Origin of the sequence: Nocardiopsis xinjiangensis YIM 90004, from assembly GCF_000341145.1 — a bacterium.
Classification (GTDB): domain Bacteria; phylum Actinomycetota; class Actinomycetes; order Streptosporangiales; family Streptosporangiaceae; genus Nocardiopsis; species Nocardiopsis xinjiangensis.
In genome coordinates, this window is record NZ_ANBE01000006.1 from 36,566 (window position 1) to 56,253 (window position 19,688).

General features: G+C 69.8%; 17 protein-coding genes and 1 pseudogene. 9 read left to right on the forward strand and 9 right to left on the reverse strand.

The features are described from left to right. The first annotated feature begins 340 nt into the window (after nt 1-340). The 4 genes and pseudogenes from D473_RS28630 (at nt 341) to D473_RS0103345 (ending at nt 4,133) form a co-directional block, all read left to right on the forward strand. A pseudogene (locus D473_RS28630) lies at nt 341-924 on the forward strand (recombinase family protein). Further along, nucleotides 921-1,616 carry a TetR/AcrR family transcriptional regulator gene (locus D473_RS24105; protein WP_017607678.1) on the forward strand — a complete coding sequence of 232 codons (696 nt, stop codon included), beginning with the start codon at nt 921-923 and terminating at the stop codon, nt 1,614-1,616. Before D473_RS28630 ends, D473_RS24105 begins: the two are co-directional and overlap by 4 nt. Beyond that, on the forward strand, nt 1,609-2,535 hold the full coding sequence (locus tag D473_RS0103340; RefSeq protein WP_026126553.1) for an ABC transporter ATP-binding protein: 927 nt from the start codon (nt 1,609-1,611) through the stop codon (nt 2,533-2,535). Before D473_RS24105 ends, D473_RS0103340 begins: the two co-directional genes overlap by 8 nt. Before the next feature lie 35 nt (nt 2,536-2,570). Continuing rightward, nucleotides 2,571-4,133, forward strand: coding sequence for an ABC transporter permease (locus D473_RS0103345; protein ID WP_017607680.1), 1,563 nt, complete (start codon nt 2,571-2,573; stop codon nt 4,131-4,133). Here D473_RS0103345 and D473_RS0103350 read toward each other — a convergent pair. Together D473_RS0103350 and D473_RS0103355 are read right to left on the reverse strand one after the other, a co-directional pair. Beyond that, the gene (locus tag D473_RS0103350) at nt 4,066-4,437 is read right to left on the reverse strand and encodes a hypothetical protein (protein WP_017607681.1); all 372 of its coding nucleotides are present in this window, start codon (nt 4,435-4,437) and stop codon (nt 4,066-4,068) included. The genes D473_RS0103345 and D473_RS0103350 overlap by 68 nt on opposite strands. Further along, nucleotides 4,434-5,315 (reverse strand): alpha/beta fold hydrolase, encoded by an 882-nt coding sequence (locus D473_RS0103355; protein ID WP_017607682.1) that lies wholly within the window; start codon nt 5,313-5,315, stop codon nt 4,434-4,436. The genes D473_RS0103350 and D473_RS0103355 overlap by 4 nt, the downstream gene beginning before the upstream one ends. A 100-nt stretch (nt 5,316-5,415) precedes the next feature. Here D473_RS0103355 and D473_RS0103360 point away from each other — a divergent pair, with 100 nt between their 5' ends. From D473_RS0103360 to D473_RS0103370, 3 genes are all read left to right on the forward strand, one after another. Beyond that, a complete protein-coding gene (locus D473_RS0103360; RefSeq protein ID WP_017607683.1) occupies nt 5,416-5,925 on the forward strand; it encodes a CGNR zinc finger domain-containing protein in 510 nt (169 codons plus the stop codon). A 179-nt stretch (nt 5,926-6,104) separates the two neighbouring features. Further along, a complete protein-coding gene (locus D473_RS0103365; protein WP_017607684.1) occupies nt 6,105-7,934 on the forward strand; it encodes a C69 family dipeptidase in 1,830 nt (609 codons plus the stop codon). A gap of 217 nt (nt 7,935-8,151) precedes the next feature. Then, nucleotides 8,152-10,545 (forward strand): ATP-binding cassette domain-containing protein, encoded by a 2,394-nt coding sequence (locus D473_RS0103370; protein ID WP_017607685.1) that lies wholly within the window; start codon nt 8,152-8,154, stop codon nt 10,543-10,545. Between the two features lie 80 nt (nt 10,546-10,625). Here the strand turns inward: D473_RS0103370 and D473_RS0103375 are convergent, their stop codons facing one another. The 3 genes from D473_RS0103375 to D473_RS25475 all read right to left on the reverse strand — a co-directional run bounded on the left by D473_RS0103375 (nt 10,626) and on the right by D473_RS25475 (nt 13,599). Further along, a complete protein-coding gene (locus D473_RS0103375; RefSeq protein WP_017607686.1) occupies nt 10,626-11,741 on the reverse strand; it encodes an NADH:flavin oxidoreductase in 1,116 nt (371 codons plus the stop codon). Between the two features lie 147 nt (nt 11,742-11,888). Continuing rightward, complete coding sequence (locus D473_RS0103380) at nt 11,889-12,839, reverse strand: aminoglycoside phosphotransferase family protein (protein WP_017607687.1); 951 nt, start codon at nt 12,837-12,839, stop codon at nt 11,889-11,891. Between the two features lie 181 nt (nt 12,840-13,020). Beyond that, nucleotides 13,021-13,599 (reverse strand): TetR/AcrR family transcriptional regulator, encoded by a 579-nt coding sequence (locus D473_RS25475; protein ID WP_083917895.1) that lies wholly within the window; start codon nt 13,597-13,599, stop codon nt 13,021-13,023. A 133-nt stretch (nt 13,600-13,732) separates the two neighbouring features. On the opposite strand from D473_RS25475, the gene D473_RS0103390 reads away from it, so the two are divergent. Beyond that, nucleotides 13,733-14,626, forward strand: coding sequence for an NAD(P)H-binding protein (locus D473_RS0103390; protein ID WP_017607689.1), 894 nt, complete (start codon nt 13,733-13,735; stop codon nt 14,624-14,626). Nucleotides 14,627-15,044: 418 nt separating this feature from the next. On the opposite strand, the gene D473_RS27420 is transcribed toward D473_RS0103390, so the two are convergent. Further along, nucleotides 15,045-15,674 carry a hypothetical protein gene (locus tag D473_RS27420; protein ID WP_026126556.1) on the reverse strand — a complete coding sequence of 210 codons (630 nt, stop codon included), beginning with the start codon at nt 15,672-15,674 and terminating at the stop codon, nt 15,045-15,047. Then, complete coding sequence (locus D473_RS25960; protein ID WP_083917896.1) at nt 15,574-16,302, reverse strand: glycoside hydrolase family 3 N-terminal domain-containing protein; 729 nt, start codon at nt 16,300-16,302, stop codon at nt 15,574-15,576. Before D473_RS25960 ends, D473_RS27420 begins: the two co-directional genes overlap by 101 nt. Before the next feature lie 8 nt (nt 16,303-16,310). Between D473_RS25960 and D473_RS27425 the strand changes: the two genes are divergently transcribed. Next, nucleotides 16,311-16,463, forward strand: a complete 153-nt coding sequence (locus tag D473_RS27425) for a hypothetical protein (protein WP_017607690.1) — start codon at nt 16,311-16,313, stop codon at nt 16,461-16,463. A 965-nt stretch (nt 16,464-17,428) separates the two neighbouring features. Here the strand turns inward: D473_RS27425 and D473_RS0103410 are convergent. Both D473_RS0103410 and D473_RS0103415 read right to left on the reverse strand, forming a co-directional pair. Continuing rightward, a complete protein-coding gene (locus D473_RS0103410) occupies nt 17,429-18,502 on the reverse strand; it encodes a BUD32 family EKC/KEOPS complex subunit (protein ID WP_017607691.1) in 1,074 nt (357 codons plus the stop codon). Between the two features lie 401 nt (nt 18,503-18,903). Then, the gene (locus tag D473_RS0103415; protein ID WP_017607692.1) at nt 18,904-19,665 is read right to left on the reverse strand and encodes a Mut7-C RNAse domain-containing protein; all 762 of its coding nucleotides are present in this window, start codon (nt 19,663-19,665) and stop codon (nt 18,904-18,906) included. Nucleotides 19,666-19,688 lie beyond the last annotated feature (23 nt).

The following is a 19,688-nucleotide window of genomic DNA, read 5'->3' on the forward strand; positions in this document are numbered from 1 at the left end:
CTACTAGCGAGTAACTTATGTTGGGGAGCATAGATCATAAGACCGATCTGAGGCCACGGGAGCGTCGAGGACCGAGCCCCGCAGGCCGGGCCAGGAATTTCCCGCCCGCACCTGCCCGCACCTGTGCGGGCGCCGTTAACGACCGCGGCACCAGCCGCAAACGGCGGTGAAGCCCTCATTCGGCCGAGGTGAGCGGGCCGAGCCCACGCCATGATCGTGAGTGTCGGCAAAGGACCCTCTGTCGGCACTTCGCCGGTGATCGTGAACCCGCAGGTGCGCGGTGTCGATAACCGGTGTTGGAAAACAACGGTGGCAAAGGCTGTTCGCGATAGCTTCCGATATGCCCATCGGCTACGCGCGGGTCTCCACCGCCGAGCAGAACCCTGACCACCAGATCGCCGCGCTCCTTCGGGCCGGGGTCGACCGGGAGAACATCCACCTCGACACCGCCAGCGGCGCGAAGGCCTCCCGGGCCAAGCTCGACTTGGTCCTCAGCTCCTGCGCGGGGGCGGGATCGGGATGCACGTGCTCGAGCAGAGCATCGACACCTCCGCCATGCAGGGCCGTGCCATGTTCGGCATGCTCAGCGTGCTGGCCGAGCTCCAGCGCGAGCTGATCGTGACCAACACCAACGACGGCCTGGCCTCCGCGCGGGCGCGGGGCCGGGACGGCGTTGGGCCTCAGGTAACGCTCCGTTGCCAGCGTTTCGCTTGCCGATGGTGCACAGGGCGCAACAGCCGCAGATCAGCTATCGCGCACGGTCCGCTCCCACGTGTCTCCGTGGTCGCTCAGCAGGAGCCCGGCCTCGAATGGGTGCTGCTCGGATACGCGAGCATGCCGGTCCGGGCCCCTGGTTACGCGGTGAGACAGCCACATGCTGTACCGTTGTACAGCCAGCTGTTTCCTTGTACAGTCACGTCATGACTGCTGCACCCCACCCCTCCGACCTCACGGGCCGTGCCCGTATCCGCAACACCGCTTTACGGCAGTTCGCCGAGCGTGGCTTCGCCGCGACCACCATGCGCGATGTCGCGACTGCGGCGGGCGTGTCGCCGGCCCTTGTACAGCACCACTTCGGCACCAAGGACGGGCTACGGGAGGCCTGCGACTCCTACGCCCTGGCCGCCTACATCGACATCGCCGAACGCAGTGTGATGAGAGGCGAGCTACCCGACCGCCACCAGATCGCCCAGGAGGCTTCCTGGTTGGTGCGCTACCTCGCGCTCGCTCTGGTCGAGGACTCACCCGCCGCCACCGCCATCTTCGACGCACTGGTGGCGGCGACCGAGGACTACCTGCGAACACGCGAGGGCGGCACCACCGACCTACACGCGCGGGCTGTCGTACTCACCGCCATGCGGCTGGGCGTCACCGTGCTGCACCGCCACGTCGGCCACGCGCTCGATACCGACGTGTTCTCCGAGGAAGGCGTGGCCCGGGTCAACCTGGCCTCCCTCGACCTGCTGGCGCCAGGGCTCGTTGACACCGACCTGGCCGAGAGCTGGCGCGCGGACCTGAGCGAGGTCCCCCGACGATCGGAACCGCCCGGGGCCCCTGGCGAGGCGGCACGCAGCACACCTCGATCAACACAGGAGGTTCGGTCCGAGGATGACTGAGGCGATATCGGTATCGGCCCTGGTGAAGACCTTCGGCCGAACGCGCGCACTCGACGGTCTGGATCTGTCCGTGGCCGCGGGCGAGGTGCACGGTTTCCTGGGCCCCAACGGCGCCGGGAAGTCGACCACGCTGCGCATCCTGCTGGGGCTCCTGCGGAACGACTCCGGCACCGCCCGCGTGCTGGGCGGAGACCCGTGGGCGCAGGCCACCGAGCTGCACCGGCGGCTGGCCTACGTCCCGGGCGACGTCACGCTGTGGCCCAACCTCTCCGGAGGGGAAGTGGTGGACCTGCTGGGAGGGCTGCGGGGCGGGCTGAACCCGGCGAGGAAGGCAGAACTTCTCGAGCGCTTCGAACTCGACCCCACAAAGCGGGCGCGCACCTACTCCAAGGGCAACCGCCAGAAGGTTGCCCTGGTTGCTGCGCTCGCCTCCGACGTGGAGCTGCTTTTGCTCGATGAGCCCACCTCCGGGCTCGACCCGCTGATGGAAGCCGCCTTCAACGACTGCATCAAGGCAGAGAGCGAGCGAGGCAGGACGGTGCTTCTGTCCAGCCACATCCTCGCCGAGGTCGAGGCCCTGTGTGACCGGGTCTCGATCATCCGCGACGGCAAGACGGTCGAGAGCGGGACCCTGGCCGAGCTCCGCCACCTCACCCGCACCTCCGTCCGGGCGGAGCTCGCCGAGCCTGTCTCGGGCCTCGGCGTCCTCGCCGGGGTCCACGATCTCACCGTCGAGGGCAGGCGGGTGAGTTTGCAGGTGGACACCGAGGAGCTGGACGGGGTGTTGCGTCACCTCTCCTCCTTCGGGCTGCGCAGCCTCACGAGCCAACCCCCGACCATGGAGGAGCTGTTCCTGCGCCACTACCGAACGGAGAAGACGCCGAACGGTGGGGCCCCACGAGGGGAAGGGACGGCCTGAGGGCCTCCCTCACCGGGACCGGGACGCTGATCCGGTTGATCCTCAGACGGGACCGGCTCCTGCTCGCGCTCTTCATCGCCCTGCCCGTGCTCATCGTCGCCAGCCAGACGAACGCTTTCCAGGAGCTCTACCCCACCGCCGAGGCACGCCGGACTTTCACTCAGCAGAGCAACGCCAACCCGGCGACCCTGGGCATGCTCGGCCCCATCTTCGCCTCGAGTCTGGGAAGCTTGGTCGCGTGGCGGGTCGGTGTCATGGGCATGCTCTTCGCCGGGATTCCGAGCCTGCTCCTGGTGATCCGCCACACCCGCGCCGAGGAGGAATCGGGCAGACGCGAACTGCTCAGCTCCACCACCGCAGGCCGCAACGCCCCGCTCACCGCAGCCTTGGCCGCGGTGTTCGGCGCCAACCTCGCCCTGGCCGCCGCCGTCGCGATCGTCCTTGCGGCCTTCGGGCTTCCCGTCGCCGGCTCCCTCGCGCTGGGGCTCTCCTTCGCGGGCGCCGGATGGATGTGCGCCGCCATCGGGGGCGTGGCCGCCCAGGTGAGCGAGAGCGTCGGCACGGCCAGAGGCATCTCTCTGATGGCCTTCACCGTCCTTTTCCTGCCGCGCATCGCCGCAGACGCGGCCGGTCAAGAGGGCGGGTTCGCGTGGCTCTCGTGGCTCTCGCCGCTCAACTGGACCCGCCTGAGCAGCCCCTTCGCCGGCGAGAAGTGGTGGGTCCTCGCCCTGGTCGTGGGCTTCACCGCCGTGCTGGCCGCTGCGGCCTACGCGCTCTGCGCGGGTCGCGACCTGGGCGCCGGCTTCCTGCGGCCACGGCCCGGACCGGCGCAGGCCGCCCCGGGGCTGGCCAGCCCGCTCGCCCTGGCATGGCGCCTGCACAGGAGCACGCTGCTGTCCTGCACCGTCGGGTTCGCGCTCGTCGGCGGCTTGGCGGGCTCGGTCGCCCCGATCTCCACGGAGCTTCTGGGCGACGCGCAGCCGGAGGGCGGCTTCCTGGCCTTCGCGGGCGCCGACGACGTCGGTGAAGCCTTCGTCTCGCTCATCGTCTACGCCCTCTCCGTCAGTTTGGTCTCGGCCTACGCCATCATGGCCGTGTTCAGGCTGCGCGCGGAGGAATCCAGCGGGCACGCCGACTCCTTGCTCAGCGGCCCCGTCCCCCGGCTGCGTTGGGCCTGGAGCCACCTGCTGATCGCCGCCCTCGGCCCGCTCGTGCTGCTGGCCGCCCTCGGTCTGAGCGCGGGGTTGACCTACAGCCTCGTGAGCGGTGACGTCGCCGGGGAATTGCCGCGCATTCTCGGTTCCACGATGGCGGCCTTGCCTGCCGTGTGGGTGATGGCCGCTCTGGCCACGGCCGCCTACGGTCTGCTGCCCAGGTTCGCCGCGATCGTCGGCTGGGGCGCGCTGGGGGTGTTCTTGTTCATCGAGCTGGGTTGGGAGGCCCAGCAAATCAGCGACGCCGTCTTCGCCCTCTCCCCCTTCGCCCACGTCCACCCATCCACCGAGGTGGGCCTGGTCACCCTGCTCTCACTCACCGCCGTCGCCGCGCTCCTCGCCGCCGGCGGCCTGCTGGGGTTGCGGGGAAGAAACTTCGGCTGATGTTGCCCGGCATCGCCTTGACCTGGTCCAGTACCGATTCGGCGTCCTCCTCCTCGGCGCCGCTCTCCGGACTGTGCTCGACCAGGCCCAGCACCCGTTCGCGCAGCTCAGGGTTCAGGCGGGCCTCGATGGTGGTGAAGCGGGCCTGCTCGGCCCTGCTCAGGGCCGAGCGCACCATCCGGGTGAGGCGGTCGGCGGTGGGAGGTTCGATGCGCTCGGCGAAGCAGTGCTTGAGCAGTTCGGTGCGTACCCGGTCGGTGCTGCGCTCGGGGTGGGCGGCCCCGGCCCACCCCGGCCGTCTCATGCCCGAGTGTTCGCCAGGGTGCGTCTCAGGAAGTCGCCGATGAGGCCGGTCGTGGTCTGCAGGTGGCTCTCGAGCAGGAAGTGGGCGCCTCCGGGCACCAGATGGATCTGGGCCTCGGGCAGGTCCTGGGCGAAGGCCCGCGCGCCCTCGGGGCCGAAGATGCGGTCGCCGGCTCCCCATACGGCCAGGAGCGGTACGCGGCTGCGCCGGAAATAGGTGTGTACCTGTGGGTACAGGGGCGGGTTGGTGGCGTAGTCGCGCAACAGGGCCAGTTGTGCGAGGTCGTTGCCGGGGCGGCTGAGGTCGCGGTGGTCGGTGGTCCAGGTGTCGGGGTCGACCAGTTCGGGGCGGTCCACGCCGTGCAGGTACTGCCAGCGGATGGCGTCCAGGTCCAGAGCAGTGCGCACTGCCGGTTCCGTTTCGGGGCCGGGGTCGGCGGCGTAGGCCCACACGGGTTCCCAGAACTGGGGGAGGAAGCCTTCTTCGTAGGCGTTGCCGTTCTGGGTGATGATCGCGGTGATGGCCTCCGGGGTGCGTAGGGCGAGCCGCCATCCGATGGGGGCGCCGTAGTCGTGCACGTAGAGGGCGTAGTGGTCGATGCCGAGTTCGGTCAGAAGTGTCTGGGTGAGGTCGGTGAGTGCGTCGAAGGTGTAGGTGAAGGTGTGGGCGGGCGGGGTGTCGGAGTGGCCGAAGCCGAGGTGGTCGGGGGCGATGAGGTGGAACCGGTCGGCCAGGTGGGGGATCAAGTGGCGGAACATGCGTGAGCTGGTGGGGAAGCCGTGCAGGAGCAGCAGGGTCGGTGCGTGGCGGGGGCCGGCCTCCCTGTAGAAGATGCGGTGTCCTTGCACGGTGGCGTATTGGTGGCGAACCTCGACCATGGGTAACCTGCTCGATCTTTTTTGGTGGTTATGTGAGGTCTCAGTGGACCCGAAGTGAGGTAACCTGTCAAGTCTGCCAATGGGGTTAGTCAGGAGGTGGGTGGACGTGATCGACGAACAGGCGCTGCTCGAGGCGCTGAACAGCACCCCGGTGGTGCAGGGTCGAGCGCAGGACCTGTGGGCGGAGGAGGCCGTGCTGCGGCAGTGGGCGCGAGAGCACGGCGGCCCGGATGGGCAACCGGCCCTGGACTGGCTGCGCAGGGTCAGAGACGTGCTCCAAGCCGCCACGCACGGTCCCGTGCCCGAGGCTGACCTGCAGCAGATACTGGCCGGCGTGCACCGGTTTCCCCAGGTCAGCACCCGGGGGCTGCGGTGGCCTCTGGGCGGGCCGCCCGAGAGGATGCTCGCGGTGGAGCTGGTGCTCACCTGGTACCGGGTCCAGGAACACAGGCCCGGCCGGCTGCGCCCCTGCGGCAACGAGGAGTGCCGCCTGTTCCTGCTGGACCGCTCCCGCGCCAACACCGCCCGCTGGTGCTCGATGAAGGCCTGCGGCAACCGCTTGAAGGCCCGTCGCCACCAGGAGCGTGCCCGCCGGGAACCGGGGGCCTGACCGGGCCGCCTCGGGCCCTTGCGGGGCACAGGGCAGGGGGCCCGGGCAAGAACCATGGGGCGGAGTTCCTGCGCGATTGAGCCATTTGTTAGGTTGTGTCGCTTATGAGGCTTTTTACCTTTTTCGCCCCTGTCCGCGGCCCCGCCGGGCAGGGACCATCCCCCGCATGCACCAGGACGATGGCCGCTGGCCTGGCGTTGCTGATCGCGCTGGCTCCGCTCACACCGGCCCAGGCCCACAGCTCCGGCGAACAGGGCCAGGACCCCTCCGTTCCGGTGGGCAGCGCACCTGAACCCCGGGACGGCCCGGCCAACTCCGACAAGAGCATCGGCTTCTACGTCGGCAAGGACCTGACCGATGACGGATCGGTGCTGCTCGGCGGTTTCGGGCACGAACCTTCCAGTCACTGGTTGGAGGTCGTCCAGGCCCAGGAGCACCCCTCCGATGCCACTGTGCAGGTCGGTGCCACCGAGGACGCCGACATCCCCGGCGAGCTCACCGAGATTCCGCAGGTCGAGCAGACCGCCAAGTACCTGACCATGAACTATTCGGAGTTCGCCGGCTTTCCTGCGCCGCTGACCAACGGCGGCCTCAACGAACACCAGGTGGCCGTGCGCGACATCTGGTCCGACTCCCGCGAAGAGCTCGTGGAGATGACCCCCACCCCGCAGGAGGGTCCCCAGTACAGCGACCTGGCGCGCCTGATGATGGAGCGGGCCACCACGGCCCGTGAGGCGGTGGAGCTCGCCGGCGAGCTCATCGACGAGCACGGCTACACCACCTACGGCGGCAACTCCCACCTGATCGCCGACGAGAACGAAGGGTGGGTGATGGTGGAGTTCGCCGGCGGCCAGGGCCTGTGGGCGGCCGAACGCCTGGGCTCCGACGACGTGCGGGTGTCCTACCCCGGCTACATCCAGGACTTTCCCGTCGACCGCGACGACGACAGCGACTTCATGGGCTCGGACAACGTGGTGAGTTTCGCCCAGGAGCAGGACTGGTTCGACGCCGAGGGCGAGCAGACCATCGACCTGCAGCAGGCCTACGGCACTGCCTTCCCCGGGCCTCCCGGTGACGACGAGGAGGCGCCCTTCCGCTACCCGCCGCGGCTGGAGGAGGAACTGCAGGAGATGGCGCCCATGTCCTTGCAGGACATGCAGCGCATGGTGCGCGATCCGCGCTGGTCCGATGACCGTTCCGGCTACGGACAGGTCGCCCACCTGCAGGAGGATCTGGCCCACCCGGACCTGGCGAGGCTGTGGGTGGCCCCCACCGCTGCGGTCACCGCGCCCTACATTCCCTGGCACATCGGTGCCGAGCAGATCCCGCCCGAGTACAGCCAGCACCGCTACCTCACCTCAGGGGCGGCCGCCAACTACCTGGACCCCGACTACGCCCACCTGGAGGCCACCCAGTATCCGGTGCGTACCTTCAAGCGGCTGATGTATTACACCTGCGAGCATCCCGGGGCCTTCCTGGGCGAGGTCACCGACACCTTGGAGGGGTTCGAGGCCCAGATGCTGCAGGACATCGGCGAGGTGGAGACCGAGGCTCTGGAGGCCCTCGAGGCCGGCGAGCAGGACGAGGGCCGCGCCGCACTCACCCGCTTCAGCAACGAGTGGGCGATGGACGCGCTGGACCTGGGTACCTTCATGGTCGAGGACGTGCAGGAACGCACCAAGGACGAGTGGGGCATCCGCATGCCCGAGCAGGAGCGGTCCGAGGACGTGACCGCCAATGCCGAGAGCCTGGACATGAGCTTGGGCGGGCAGGACGTGGTCACCTCCCGCGACCGGGTCAACTGCGACATGGGAGGCGGCTGGCAGGACGGTTCGACCGTCGACCGCCAGGGCACCTACGGCGACCCCGACGCAGTCCCCGACTTCCGGGCCCAGGAGGACGGGGCCCGGGCTTCGGCCTCCTGGGGCTGGGCCCTGGCCGGTACGGCTCTGGGCCTGCTCCTGGGAGCGGCGGGCATGTACCTGCTCGGGCGCCGGAACCGCGCTTGATCGGCGCCGTGGCGCCAGGCCGCTGACCGTGGCCGGCCGGTTGGCCGTGCAAAGGTCCCGTTCCCGATGTCGGGGGCGGGACCTTGTTGTGTTGCGCGCGGCCGCGGGGCGGGTGATGGGTCGTGGCATGGGTGCTCCTGTCGTGTCCGGGTGGTTGGCTCGGGCTGGTGAGCGAAGCGGCGCGTACCGGCAGGGACGCGGGGAAGAGAGGGCGACGATGCAGCAGGAGACGGCGGCACAGGCGAGCGGGGCGGTGCACGTGGCCGACAGTCACGAGCAGATCCGGGTGCTGGGGGCGCGGGAGAACAACCTGCAGGGGCTGGACGTGGTGCTGCCCAAGCGGCGGTTGACCGTCTTCACCGGTGTGTCCGGCTCCGGCAAGAGTTCGCTGGTTTTCGACACGGTCGCCGCGGAGTCGCAGCGGTTGGTGAACGAGACCTACAGCGCGTTCCTGCAGACCTTCATGCCTACCTCGGCGCGCCCGCAGGTGGATGTGTTGGAAGGGCTGACCACCGCGATCATCGTCGACCAGAAACCGATGGGCGCCGACCCCCGCTCGACGGTGGGCACGGCCACCGACGTCAACGCGATGCTGCGGATCCTGTTCAGTCGGCTGGGCGAGCCGCACATCGGTTCGCCCAACGCGTTCTCCTTCAACGTGGCCTCGGTGCGTGCGAGCGGGTCTTTCACGGTCGAGCGCGCCTCGGCCGCCCCGCGCGAACACGTGACCTTCACCCGGGCCGGGGGCATGTGCCCCTTCTGTGAGGGGCGCGGGCAGGTCGCGGACGTGGACGCCTCGCGGCTGTACGAGGCGGACAAGTCCCTGAACGAAGGGGCGATCACGGTGCCCGGGTACAAGGCGGGCGGGGTGTCGGTGCGCATGTTCGCCGAGTCGGGTCTGGTGGACGCCGACAAGCCGGTGCGGGAGTTCTCCGAGGAGGAGTTGCACGACTTTTTGTACCGCGAGCCGGTCAAGCGGCGCATCAACGGGGTCAACATGACCTACGAGGGTCTGGTGCTGCGGGTGCGCAAGTCGTTCCTGGCCAAGGAGCGCGAGGCGATGCAGCCGCACATCCGGGCGTTCGTGGACCGGGCGGTGACCTTCACCGAGTGCGGTGAGTGCGGCGGTACACGGTTGAGCGAGGCGGCACGTTCGGCGCGGATCGGCGGGCTCAACATTGCCGAGGTGTGTGCGATGCAGGTCAGCGATCTGGCCGAGTGGGTGCGGGGGCTGGGTGGGCGCGAGCCGTCGGTGGGCTCTCTGGTGGGGGCGCTGGTGCACACGTTGGACTCGTTCGCGCAGATCGGGTTGGGGTATCTGTCGTTGGACCGTGCCGCGGGCACGTTGTCGGGTGGTGAGGCCCAGCGGGCGAAGATGATCCGGCACCTGGGTTCGTCCCTGACCGATGTCACCTATGTCTTCGACGAGCCCACGGCGGGGTTGCACCCGCACGACGTGGCGCGGATGAACGAGCTGTTGCTGCGGTTGCGGGACAAGGGCAACACGGTGCTGGTGGTCGAGCACGAGCCGGAGACGATCGCGGTCGCCGACCACGTGGTGGATCTGGGTCCGGGTGCGGGCAGTGACGGGGGCCGGGTGTGTTTCGAGGGCACGGTCGGCCGGCTGCGTGGCAGTGGGACGGTGACGGGTCGGCACCTGGACGACCGTGCCCGGGTCAAGGAGCAGGTGCGTACGCCCGCTGGGGTGTTGGAGGTGCGCGGGGCCTCGGCGCACAACCTGCGGTCGGTGGACGTGGACATCCCGTTGGGGGTGTTGGTGGTGGTCACCGGTGTGGCGGGTTCGGGCAAGAGTTCGCTGGTGCACGCCTCGATCCCGGCGGGTGAGGGTGTGGTCTCCATCGATCAGAGCCCGATCCGGGGGTCGCGGCGTTCCAGTCCGGCCACGTACACGGGGTTGTCGGAGCCGATCCGCAAGGCTTTCGCCAAGGCCAACGGGGTCAAGGCGTCGTTGTTCAGTGCGAACTCCGAGGGTGCCTGCCCCAACTGCAAGGGTGCGGGGGTGGTCCAGACCGACTTGGGGATGATGGCGGGGGCGACCACCACGTGTGAGGAGTGCGGGGGCCGCCGGTTCGAGGCCTCGGTGCTCGAGCACCGTCTGGGCGGGTTCGACATCAGCCAGGTGTTGGAGATGTCGGTGGATCGTGCCCTGGAGTTCTTCTCCCAGGGTGAGGCCCGGGTCCCGGCGGCGGCGCGGGTCCTGGGGCGCCTGCGCGAGGTGGGCCTGGGGTATGTGGGTCTGGGCCAGCCGATGAGCACGCTTTCGGGTGGTGAGTTGCAGCGGGTGAAGCTGGCTGCGCACATGGCCGACCCGGGTGGGGTGTACGTGCTGGATGAGCCGACCAACGGGCTGCATCCGGCCGACGTGGAGCAGTTGACGGCGATGCTGGACCGGTTGGTGGATTCGGATACCTCGGTGGTGGTCGTGGAGCACCACCTGGCGGTGATGGCGCGGGCCGACCACCTGATCGACCTGGGTCCGGGCGCGGGTCACGAGGGCGGGCGTGTGGTCTTCGAGGGCAGCCCGGCCCGGCTGGTGGCCGAGGCGTCGACGTTGACGGGTGAGTACCTGGCCGAGTTCGTGCAGGCCTGATCCCCGCAGGCGAGCAGCGCGCGGGAACGAATCCCGCGGGCCCGCGGGGCGGGCCCGCCGAGCTCGCCCCGCGGGGATGCTCAGTGCAGGGTGCGCACGGCGTCCTTGGTGTAGGGCACCAGGTCGTCGCCGCGGCCGGACAGGACCTTCTCGGCCCAGGCGGGGTCGGCCAGCAGGGCGCGGCCCACGGCCACCATGTCGAACTCCTCGGCCTCCAGGCGGTCCAGGAGCGCGTCGATGCCGGTGACCTCGGCGCTGCGGCCCAGCCGGTCGGGGGCGAAGACGCCGTCCAGGCCCACCGAGCCGACGGTGATGGCGGGCAGGCCGGTGACCTTCTTGGCCCACCCGGCGATGTTGAGGCCCGGGTCGGATTCGGGGAAGGCGGGCTCCCAGTAGCGGCGGCCGGAGGCGTGGAAGGCGGTGACGCCCGCCCGGGCCAGGGGGGCCAGGACGGTGTCCAGGTCCTGCGGGGTGGGTGCGATCTGCGCGTCGTAGTGGTCGGCCTTCCACTGGGAGAAGCGCAGCAGGACGGGGAAGTCGGGGCAGACCTTCTCGCGCACGGCCTCGACGATGTCGGCGGCGAAGCGGGTACGGGAGAGGGGGTCGCCGCCGTAGGTGTCGGTGCGCTGGTTGGTGCGCTTCCACAGGAACTGGTCGATGAGGTAGCCGTGGGCGCCGTGCAGTTCCACCCCGTCGAAGCCCAGGTGTTCGGCCTGGGCGGCGGCCTGGGCGAAGGAGGCGATGAGGTCGTCGATGTCGGCGAGGGTGAGCGCGGTTCCGGCGCCGGCGGTGCCGTCCAGGGCGATGCCGGAGGGGCCGACGGAGGGTGCGTCGGTAAAGGGCGGGGCTCCGGCGGTGCGCTGGATGCCGATGTGCCAGAGCTGGGGCATGATCGCGGCGCCGGCGGCGTGCACCTCCTGTACGACGTGGCCCCACCCTTGGAGCTGCTCGGTGCCGGCGAAGCGGGGGACGCTGTCGCTCTCACCGGCGGTGGGGTGGCCGATGTAGGTGCCCTCGGTGATGATCAGGCCGGTCCCGGCGGCGGCGCGGCGGGCGTAGTAGGCGGCCACGTCGGGGCCGGGGATGCCGCCGGGGGAGTGCATGCGGGTCATGGGGGCCATGGCCAGGCGGTTGGGGATCTTGGCCGATCCCAGGGTCAGGGGCCGGTCGAGGAGCTGGGCGGCGCGGGTGGGCAACGGTTCTCCTGGCGTCACATCGGGGCGGGGGTGTGCACCGCGAACGTACCCGGGTGCCAGGGGTGTGCGGTGCACGGCGGGGTGTGGTGCGCACCGGTGTGCACGGGTGCGGTCCCGGCGCGGTGGCCGGGGCGCGGTCGGTGCGGGTCACAGGTGCAGGCCGCCGGCGAAGGGGCCTTGTTTCCACTGCTGCACGGCCGGGGTGAGGTGGTCGCTCAGTTCGGGCAGTTGGGGGATCAGGGCCAGGGTGGCGATGACGCGTAGTTTGCCGACGGTGTTGACGAAGGCCAACACGTCGGGGTCGGCCTCGCGCATGTCTTGGTCGCGGGCGCTGTGGTCGTAGGCCTGGACGAGTTCCTCGGGCAGGCCGGCCAGGTCCCATTCGATGGGGCCCAGGCAGATGAGCTCGAAGTCGGAGTAGAGGGGCCCGTGGGTGCTGGGGAAGATGTTGGCGGGCGGGGAGTCGCCGTGGACGGGTTGCAGTTCGATGTCGGGGAAGGTCTTTTCGAAGGCGGCGCGCGAGCGCACCAGGGGCTCGATGAGCTGCCACTCGCGTTGGGCACGGTCCAGGTCGGCCGCCTCGAGGAGGTCGGGGTGGTGTTGCAGGCGCGTGAGTTCTGCGGTCATCGATTGCGGGTCGGCGGCTGAGAGGAAGGGCAGTTCGCCGGGGTAGTGGCGCAGGGCCCGGTGCAGAGCGGGGGTGAGTTCGGCGTTGGCGGCGTAGTCGGGCTCGGCGTCCTGGTCCTGGGGCACGTGGGTCCAGAAGGTCAGGGAGAATCCGTCGCGTTGGAGGGGCCGGCGGGGGGTCAGGGGGCTGGGTGCGATGACGGGGACGGCCTGTTCGTGCAGCCACTGGGTGGTGTCGAGTTCGTGCTGTTGGCGCGTGGCCAGGTCGTGGGGGCTGGTTGCCGGGGGCAGGACGGTGGGGACGCGGGCCACCACGGGGGCCGGTGCCAGGTGCACGACGACGGAGAACAGGTCGTGCAGGATGAGGGGGTCGGTGACGGTCAGGCCCAGTTCGCGTGCTGTGGCCACGGCGGCGTCGCGGGCGCGGTCGGTGCGTTGGGCGCGTTGGGCCTGGGTCAGGTGCTGGGTCATGGGTTCATGGTGGCACGCCCACAGAGCCAAACGCGACGGTACGTCTCGTCTTTTTTGAGGGTGTGCTCGACCTCCTTCCGCGCCCGCGTTCGAGCCCTCGGTGGTGGAGGGCCAGGAGTGGGCGTCGGTGGGGCGGCCCTGTCCCGGCAGGTCCGGCTCGCGCCGCATCCGTGTCAGCGGGTCACTGCTCTGTCCGCGGCAGGCGGGGCTGGGCTCTGTGGATTCCGTCGAGAAGGAAGGCGGTGCGGCGGTCGTAGTCCTTGCGGTGCGGGCGGTCCCCGTGTTTGAGGGCGAGCGCGTTGTCGTGGACCAGTGCTTGCAGGTCGCCTGCTGTGAAGTCGGGCCGCAGCGCGCCGGCGGTACGGCCCGCCGCGATGAGTTCGTCGTGGAACTGGCCCGCGGTCCGGCAGATCTCCATGAGCTGTTGCGAGTGGGGGAATTCTTGCAACATGACGTCGTTGGTGGCGGGTCGGCGGTACTGGAGGTCGCGGATCTCGGTGATGTAGTTCCTCATCCGTTCCGCGGCGTCGGCGGTGGAGCGGGCGCGGTCGATGATGGCGTACAGCTCGGCCGCGACGAGCTCTTCGATGACGGCTTCGATGAGGCCGATTCGGCCGCCGAACCGGTTGAAGACGGTGGCTTTGCTCACCCCGGCCGCCTGGGCGACCTCTTGCAGGGGCACGCCCAGGCCCCGGTCCCGGAAGGCGCCGATCGCGGCGCTGCGGATGTGCTCGGCGTTGCGCTGGGCATCGGCGCGCAGGCGGGGNAGTTGACTTGCCGGGTCAGGTTACCTAGTGTCGGCGGCGCACTCGAAATTGACCATAGGGGTCAACTTAAGGCAGGGGCTGACCGCCGGTTCCCTCCCACCGGAAGTTCCAGGAAAGGACACGGGCATGATCGTCGTCACCGGAGCAACCGGCGCCCTCAACGGCGCCACGGTCGAACGCCTTCTCGAGCGCGTTCCGGCACATCGCATCGGTCTCAGCGTGCGCAGCGTCGACCGGGCGCAGCACTTCGCCGACCGCGGTGTACGCGTGCGCTACGGCACCTATGACGACCCGGCCGCCCTACGCGACTCCTTCGCCGGCGCCGAGCAGGTCCTGCTCGTCTCCTCGAGTGATTTCGGTGCCGACGTGCTCGGCCAGCACCGCACGGCGATCGAGGCCGCGGCCGAGGCGGGCGCCGAGCGGATCCTGTACACGAGTGCGCAGGGCGCCGCGGCCGACAGCCCCTACCCGCCCTTGGCCATCCACGCCGCCACCGAGGCGATCCTGGCCGGGTCGGGGGTCGCCTGGACCGCCCTGCGCAACAGCTTCTTCGGTGACCTCGGCCGGTTGCTCGGCCCGTGGCAGCAGACCGGAGTCATGGCGCACCCGGCCGATGGCCCCGTCGCGTGGATCGATCGCGCAGATGCCGCCGAGGCCGCCGCGCGCATCCTCGCCGGTGAGCGGTCCTTCGAGGGTCCTGTCACTCTCACTCCGAGCGAGGCCGTCACCATCGGCGATTTCGCCGCCATCGCCTCCGACCTCACCGGCCGCACCATCGAGCGCGTCCTGGTCGAGGACGAACAGTGGGTCGCCGACCAGGTCGCGGGCGGCACCCCGGAGCAGGTGGCCCGGTTCACGCTCGCCCTGTTCCAAGGCACCCGCGCAGGCCATTTCGCGCGGGTCGATCCACTGCTGGCCGAACTTCTCGGCCGCGAGCCACGCAGTGCCGCCGAACAACTCACGGACCACGTCGCCGCCCCGAGCGCTCCTTCGTCCTCGCCCGGCCGGCTGCCGGGTTGACTCCCGCGCCCAGCCGGACGGGCAGCTGTCCTACGTGGAGGGCTGGGAGCTCTACGGGCCCCGGGACCATGAGTGCTGGCCGTTGCCGGACGGGGGCGCACCCGTGCGGGCAGGCCCACGAGGCCATCGGTGATCGTTTCGCCGAGCGTTTCCTGGCTGGTGGGAACGGGTCCGGGATCGTGTGAGGTGGCTTCGGTCCGGTACGCGGCCCGGGCGGGGAGGTTCTGCTGTTGGCTACTTCCCGCACACGCTGTGCCGGGCAGCGCTGGGGCGAGCGCGCCGCTTCGTGGCCGAGGCAGGGGCGATGGCCTCGATCGGCCGGATGCGTGGTGCGCGTGTCCGGCTGGTGTGGCGGGTCGGGTGACCCGACCGCCCCGCCCGATTCTGCTCCGCTCGGGCGCGGAGGCCGGCTACACGATCAGTCCTCGTAGCCGAGACCGTGGCGCAGGTCCCAGGTGTTGGCCTCGGAATCGACGTAGGCGCAGTCGGGGTCCTCGGCGTAGCCGGGGACGTCGGAGGCGTTCTGCTCCACGCTCTCCTGGGAGGCCGGGACCGTGAACGGCATCTGCCCGGTCGAGGCGTACTCGCCGCGGATGAGGCCGATGACGGCCTCGGGGGTGGTGTTGAACGTCGACAGGACAGCATCGGCGCCCGGCTCGATCTCGTTCACCAGCCAGGGGTTGGTGAAGTTGATGCTGAGGATGTTGGTGTCGATCTGCTCCTGCAGCTCCATGATGCGCTCGTGGTCGATGCCGGTGTCCTGGTCCTTGCGCAGCAGCACCGAGGGCGGGTCGCCCCCGGTGTCGTCCTGGCTCCAGCTGAGGCTCGGGATCACCCAGAGGTAGGAGTGCGTGGCCTCGGCCTGGTCCTGGACGATCTCGATCGAGTCGTCGAGCCGGCGGAAGGTCTCCTGGAGGCCCCCGGTGGACTCGGCCGACTCCTCGGCCTCACCGGTGAAGACCTCGACGTAGAGCTTGACGTGCCCGGCCTGGTCCTCGGTGATCGGCAGCGCCTTCTCGCCGTCCTGCTCGCTGTTCCTCAGCAGCACGACCGAGTCCTGGTGCGCCTTGTCGGCCTTGGCCCGGGACTGGGCGCTGTCGCCGATCTCCTGGGCGCTCCGGGTCGACGTAGGGGTCCTCGAACAGGCCCAGGTCGAACATCTCGGCCAACGTGAAGGACAGCGACTCCTCGATCTCGGCCACGGTCACCAGACCCTGCTCGAGGGCCTGGCGCAGCGCAGCCGTGTCGCCGTCGCCGGAGAACAGGTTCGTGCCGGCCGCCATGGCGGCCGCGTACCGCTCCGGCAGCGTCAGGTCCTCCACGCCCCAGATCCGGTCCTTGATGATGCCGGTGTCGGAGTTGACGTAGCCTTCGAAGCCCCTCTCCTCGCGCAGGATGTCCTGCAGCATGTGCTCGTTGTAGGCGAAGGCGACCTCCTCGAACTGCTGATCCTCGGTGTGCCAGAGGTCCTCGGGCAGTTGCCGGGCGCTGGGCCCGTTCACCGGCGTGGCGTAGTACGGCATGATCGAGGAGGTACCGGCGGCCACTGCTGCCTCGAACGGCGGCAGGTGGTACTCTGCCAGGCTTCCTTCGGTCGGGTACTCGTTGGTCGAGCCCCACTCGTGGTGGGGGCCGGTGCCCTCGACGCGAGGCCTGCCGCCGGCGAAGTGCTTGATGGTCCACGATGAAGTGGCGCTGGCGGCCCTCGGTGATCGCGCTCCGGCTCTCCTCCTCGTTGAAGGTGGAGATGACCATCATCCCGGTTTTCTGGTCCGTGCTCATGCGCTCGAGCAGGTCCTCGACGCGTCTGTCGGTAGGCTTGCGCCAGTCCTCGTAGGTGTCCAGCTCGCCGTTCTCGTTGAGGTCGCGGAATTCTTTGTCGCCGTGCTCGATGATGGGTTTGGTGCGGGACTCGGCCTCGAGGGCGTTGCCGCCGTCGGCGTGATCAGGCGGTGGGGCGATGGCTCCGTCCACCAAAAGGAACGAGAGTGGGACCGCGGCCGCGGTGATTGTGAGTCCGCGCCGCCGATGGGGCGAGCTCGGTTTCTGAACCTTCATGGGGCTCCTCGACTCGTGTGGTTGGTGCGTTCCTCAGCCCCCCGTTCAGGGACGGTCATGGCCCTGAACACCGCGGACTTCGTTCCCCCGACGGTCATCCCACGTGATCCAGATCATAAGAAGCGCTTCTGTTGCGCGAGAATGAGTTGCCATCAGTTGTCGTGGCATTTTTCGGTGCGGGGGAGCGGCGGGTGAATCCCATGAAATGGGTATCCGTTCGGCTCTGGTCCCTACGCGGGCGTGGGCCAGGCCCTTCCGCGATGGTCTGTTGAGGCGGCAGGGGCTCGTGAGCTGTTCCAAGACCCAGCAGGTGCTCTCCACCGGCCGCTGAACAGCGCGAGAACAACGCCGATCATCGGGGCTTGGAACCTTTCGTAGGGCGGTGCCAGGCAGGTTTTCCGGGCACGCCGTGAGGCGGTCGGGGTTCGGTCTCCCGTCGGGGTTCGGTCTCCCCGGACGGAAGAAGCTCGCAGGTCTTCGTGATCATGGTTGTTGTCTACGCAACCGGAAACGAGAACCCGCGGGCTCGAACACACCGCCGACCGGGACCTGGAACCGTTCTGCCGCCCTCAGCACGCAGGCGTTCGCGTTGAGAAGAGGAGCGGCGCAGGAGGGGTCTCTTGCTCGGCCCGTTCGTGTCGGCAGGGCCCACCTTCGACCGGAGCAGAGAGGTCGGGGAGAGCTTTGCCGTCCCGGAGGTTTTCGTGGAGGGCGGTGGTGGCGATGTCCACACCACCGCCTTCTTCAACCGTGTGCTTCCTGGGCGGCCGCGGCGCGGTCGAGCTCGGCGGCCGGAAAGGGCGTCCGTTTGCTCTGCGTGAGCAGCCGGCGGTGGAAGGCGTCCAGGACCAGGGTGGTGCGGGCATGGCGTTCGATGAGCGCCGCGAGCTCCGGTCCAACAGCGCCGGGCCTTCGGCCTGCGCTCCATTCCTGCAGGAACACTTCTCTTTCCGTGCCGCCCCGAAGGCCCTCGAGCAGGTGGTGGAGCAGATGGCTCGCGGTGTAGTGGCCGTCGTAGGTGAGATGGCGTGAAAGGAATTGTTCCTCGGCCGCTGAGAGCTCAAAGCCTGAGCTCAGGGCCAGGCCGAAGTCCGTGAAGTAGATCATCCGGCCCTCGGTCAGGAGGTTGTCGAAATGGGCGTCGAAGTGCACGAACCCGCGAGAGCCCATGAATGCCGTTGCCCGCGCCAGAGCCTCCTCCGCCCACAGGTAGGCAGAGCCGGTACCGGCCGGCGCCGTATTCTCCCGGTGCTGGCTCAGCCACCTACCGAGGGTGTGCGGCACGTGCTCGAGCAGGAGCACCAGGCTGTGACGGGAGCGGCCGATGGCCTCCAGCCGCTTGCGCACGGCCGGTGAGCCCTGCCAGTGGGCGACCGCGCCGTCGATGCTACCGAATTCGTCCACGAAGCCCTCGGGGGCGGAATCGGCCAGCACACGCCAGTGGTACATCAGGGGAAAACCCTCGTGTTGCCTTCCCAGGACCCAGTTGTTGGCCATGGTGTGGGCCGCCAGCTCCCGCCAGGCGCCGAACCCGGCCGAGCCCGCTCCGTACTGGTAGGACATCGGCAGGCCGAAGAGGTTGGCCGTGGAGCGGATGTTTTCCGGCCGGGCCTCGAGATCGGTCAACGGCACCCTCTTGAGGAAGGCCCGCGTCCCCTCGACGTCCACTTCCGCGGATCTGCCGCCGAGGCCGGATCCGAGCGCAGGGGCCGACCGGAGGAGGTCGCCCAGGCGCCGATCGCTCATCGACGACAGGCGAGCGGCCATGCTCTCGTAGGTGGCCACACGTGCGGCGTAGGCGGTTTCGAAGCGGCACATCGACGGCTCCTGGGTGCACCGACCCCAGCACGTCGGTGATCGCTGTCCTCTTGCGGAGGAGGCTCGGCCTTCAGGCCGGGCAGGGATCCGGAAACAGCTCTGATCACACCGTACCCTGACCCGAACCGTGTGTAGGGGGCGGCGGAGCAGGAAAGCGGGTCTGTGAGAGCCGGCGCTGCGGCACGCTCGCCGTCGCGGCGCTCGGTACGGCACCTTGCTGTGTTGGACGCGGGAACCACGGTGCGGGCTCTCCTCCGGGACGGCGCGCAGCTCCTGGGCCGGCGCCGCAGGGCCCAGGCCGATCTCGAGGCCACCCGCCGCTACGGTCTACCCGCCGGATCCTGCAAGCGGCGTCCTGGACGCGCCGGCCACCGCCCGGTGAGCCGGTCAGGGCCTGCCGCTCAAGCCTGCGGTCCTTCTCCCCACCCGTGTTCCTGCTCAGGGGGCGGGGTGTGGTGGCGGGCCTGGCGGAGGATCTCGCGCAGGTTCTCGTGGTGGGCGCCGGGCCAGTAGATGCGTGCGCACCCGCGGCACTGGGCGAAGGTGTCGTAGGTGGCGCGGGTGCCGGGCTCGAGGCGGTGGGCGACCTCTTCGGGGGTGACCGGGTCCAGGAGTCCGTTGCAGGCCGGGCAGCGGGTCCAGGGGTCCAGGGGCGGGGCGAAGCGGGCCAGGACCTCGCGGAGTTGGGCATCGGGGTGTTGCCGGCGCACGTGGGCGCCGGCCTGCAGAGCGCGGCGGAAGAGCAGCCCGCGGTCGCGGGTGAGCAGGACGCGTTGTTCGGCGTTGGCCTGGGCGAGCAGGGCGGGGTCCTCGCGGTCGTTGTCGTAGGCGGTGTCCACGCCCAGGAGGCGCAGACGCCGGGCCAGGGCGCCCAGGTGCACGTCCAACAGCAGCCGGGGCGGGCTCGTGGGGGCCGGTTGGGGCCAGGTCCGGGACTCGACCCGGACGCTCTCGCCGGGATCGGGGCGGTGGCCTGCCTCGACGGTGCGGCCCTGGGTGTGCAGGCGCCCGACCTCGGTCAGGGGGATGCCCAGGCTCTGGACGGTGTGGCCCAGGGTGGCGTCGGAATCGTGGGGCAGGCGCAGGCGGCCCTGGCGGTGGCGCGCGGGCAGGAAGAAGCGCAGCTCCGGTGGGATGTGGACGGTGATCGGGCGCGCAGCCATGGCACCAGGATCGCACAGGGCCT

Coding starts and splice junctions, on each gene's coding strand:
- D473_RS24105 (WP_017607678.1), top strand. CDS start 921: ATGACTGCTGCACCCCACCCCTCCGACCTCACGGGCCGTGCCCGTATC.
- D473_RS0103340 (WP_026126553.1), top strand. CDS start 1,609: ATGACTGAGGCGATATCGGTATCGGCCCTGGTGAAGACCTTCGGCCGA.
- D473_RS0103350 (WP_017607681.1), bottom strand. CDS start 4,437: ATGAGACGGCCGGGGTGGGCCGGGGCCGCCCACCCCGAGCGCAGCACC.
- D473_RS0103355 (WP_017607682.1), bottom strand. CDS start 5,315: ATGGTCGAGGTTCGCCACCAATACGCCACCGTGCAAGGACACCGCATC.
- D473_RS0103365 (WP_017607684.1), top strand. CDS start 6,105: ATGGCCGCTGGCCTGGCGTTGCTGATCGCGCTGGCTCCGCTCACACCG.
- D473_RS0103370 (WP_017607685.1), top strand. CDS start 8,152: ATGCAGCAGGAGACGGCGGCACAGGCGAGCGGGGCGGTGCACGTGGCC.
- D473_RS0103380 (WP_017607687.1), bottom strand. CDS start 12,839: ATGACCCAGCACCTGACCCAGGCCCAACGCGCCCAACGCACCGACCGC.
- D473_RS0103390 (WP_017607689.1), top strand. CDS start 13,733: ATGATCGTCGTCACCGGAGCAACCGGCGCCCTCAACGGCGCCACGGTC.
- D473_RS27425 (WP_017607690.1), top strand. CDS start 16,311: ATGAAGTGGCGCTGGCGGCCCTCGGTGATCGCGCTCCGGCTCTCCTCC.
- D473_RS0103410 (WP_017607691.1), bottom strand. CDS start 18,502: ATGTGCCGCTTCGAAACCGCCTACGCCGCACGTGTGGCCACCTACGAG.
- D473_RS0103415 (WP_017607692.1), bottom strand. CDS start 19,665: ATGGCTGCGCGCCCGATCACCGTCCACATCCCACCGGAGCTGCGCTTC.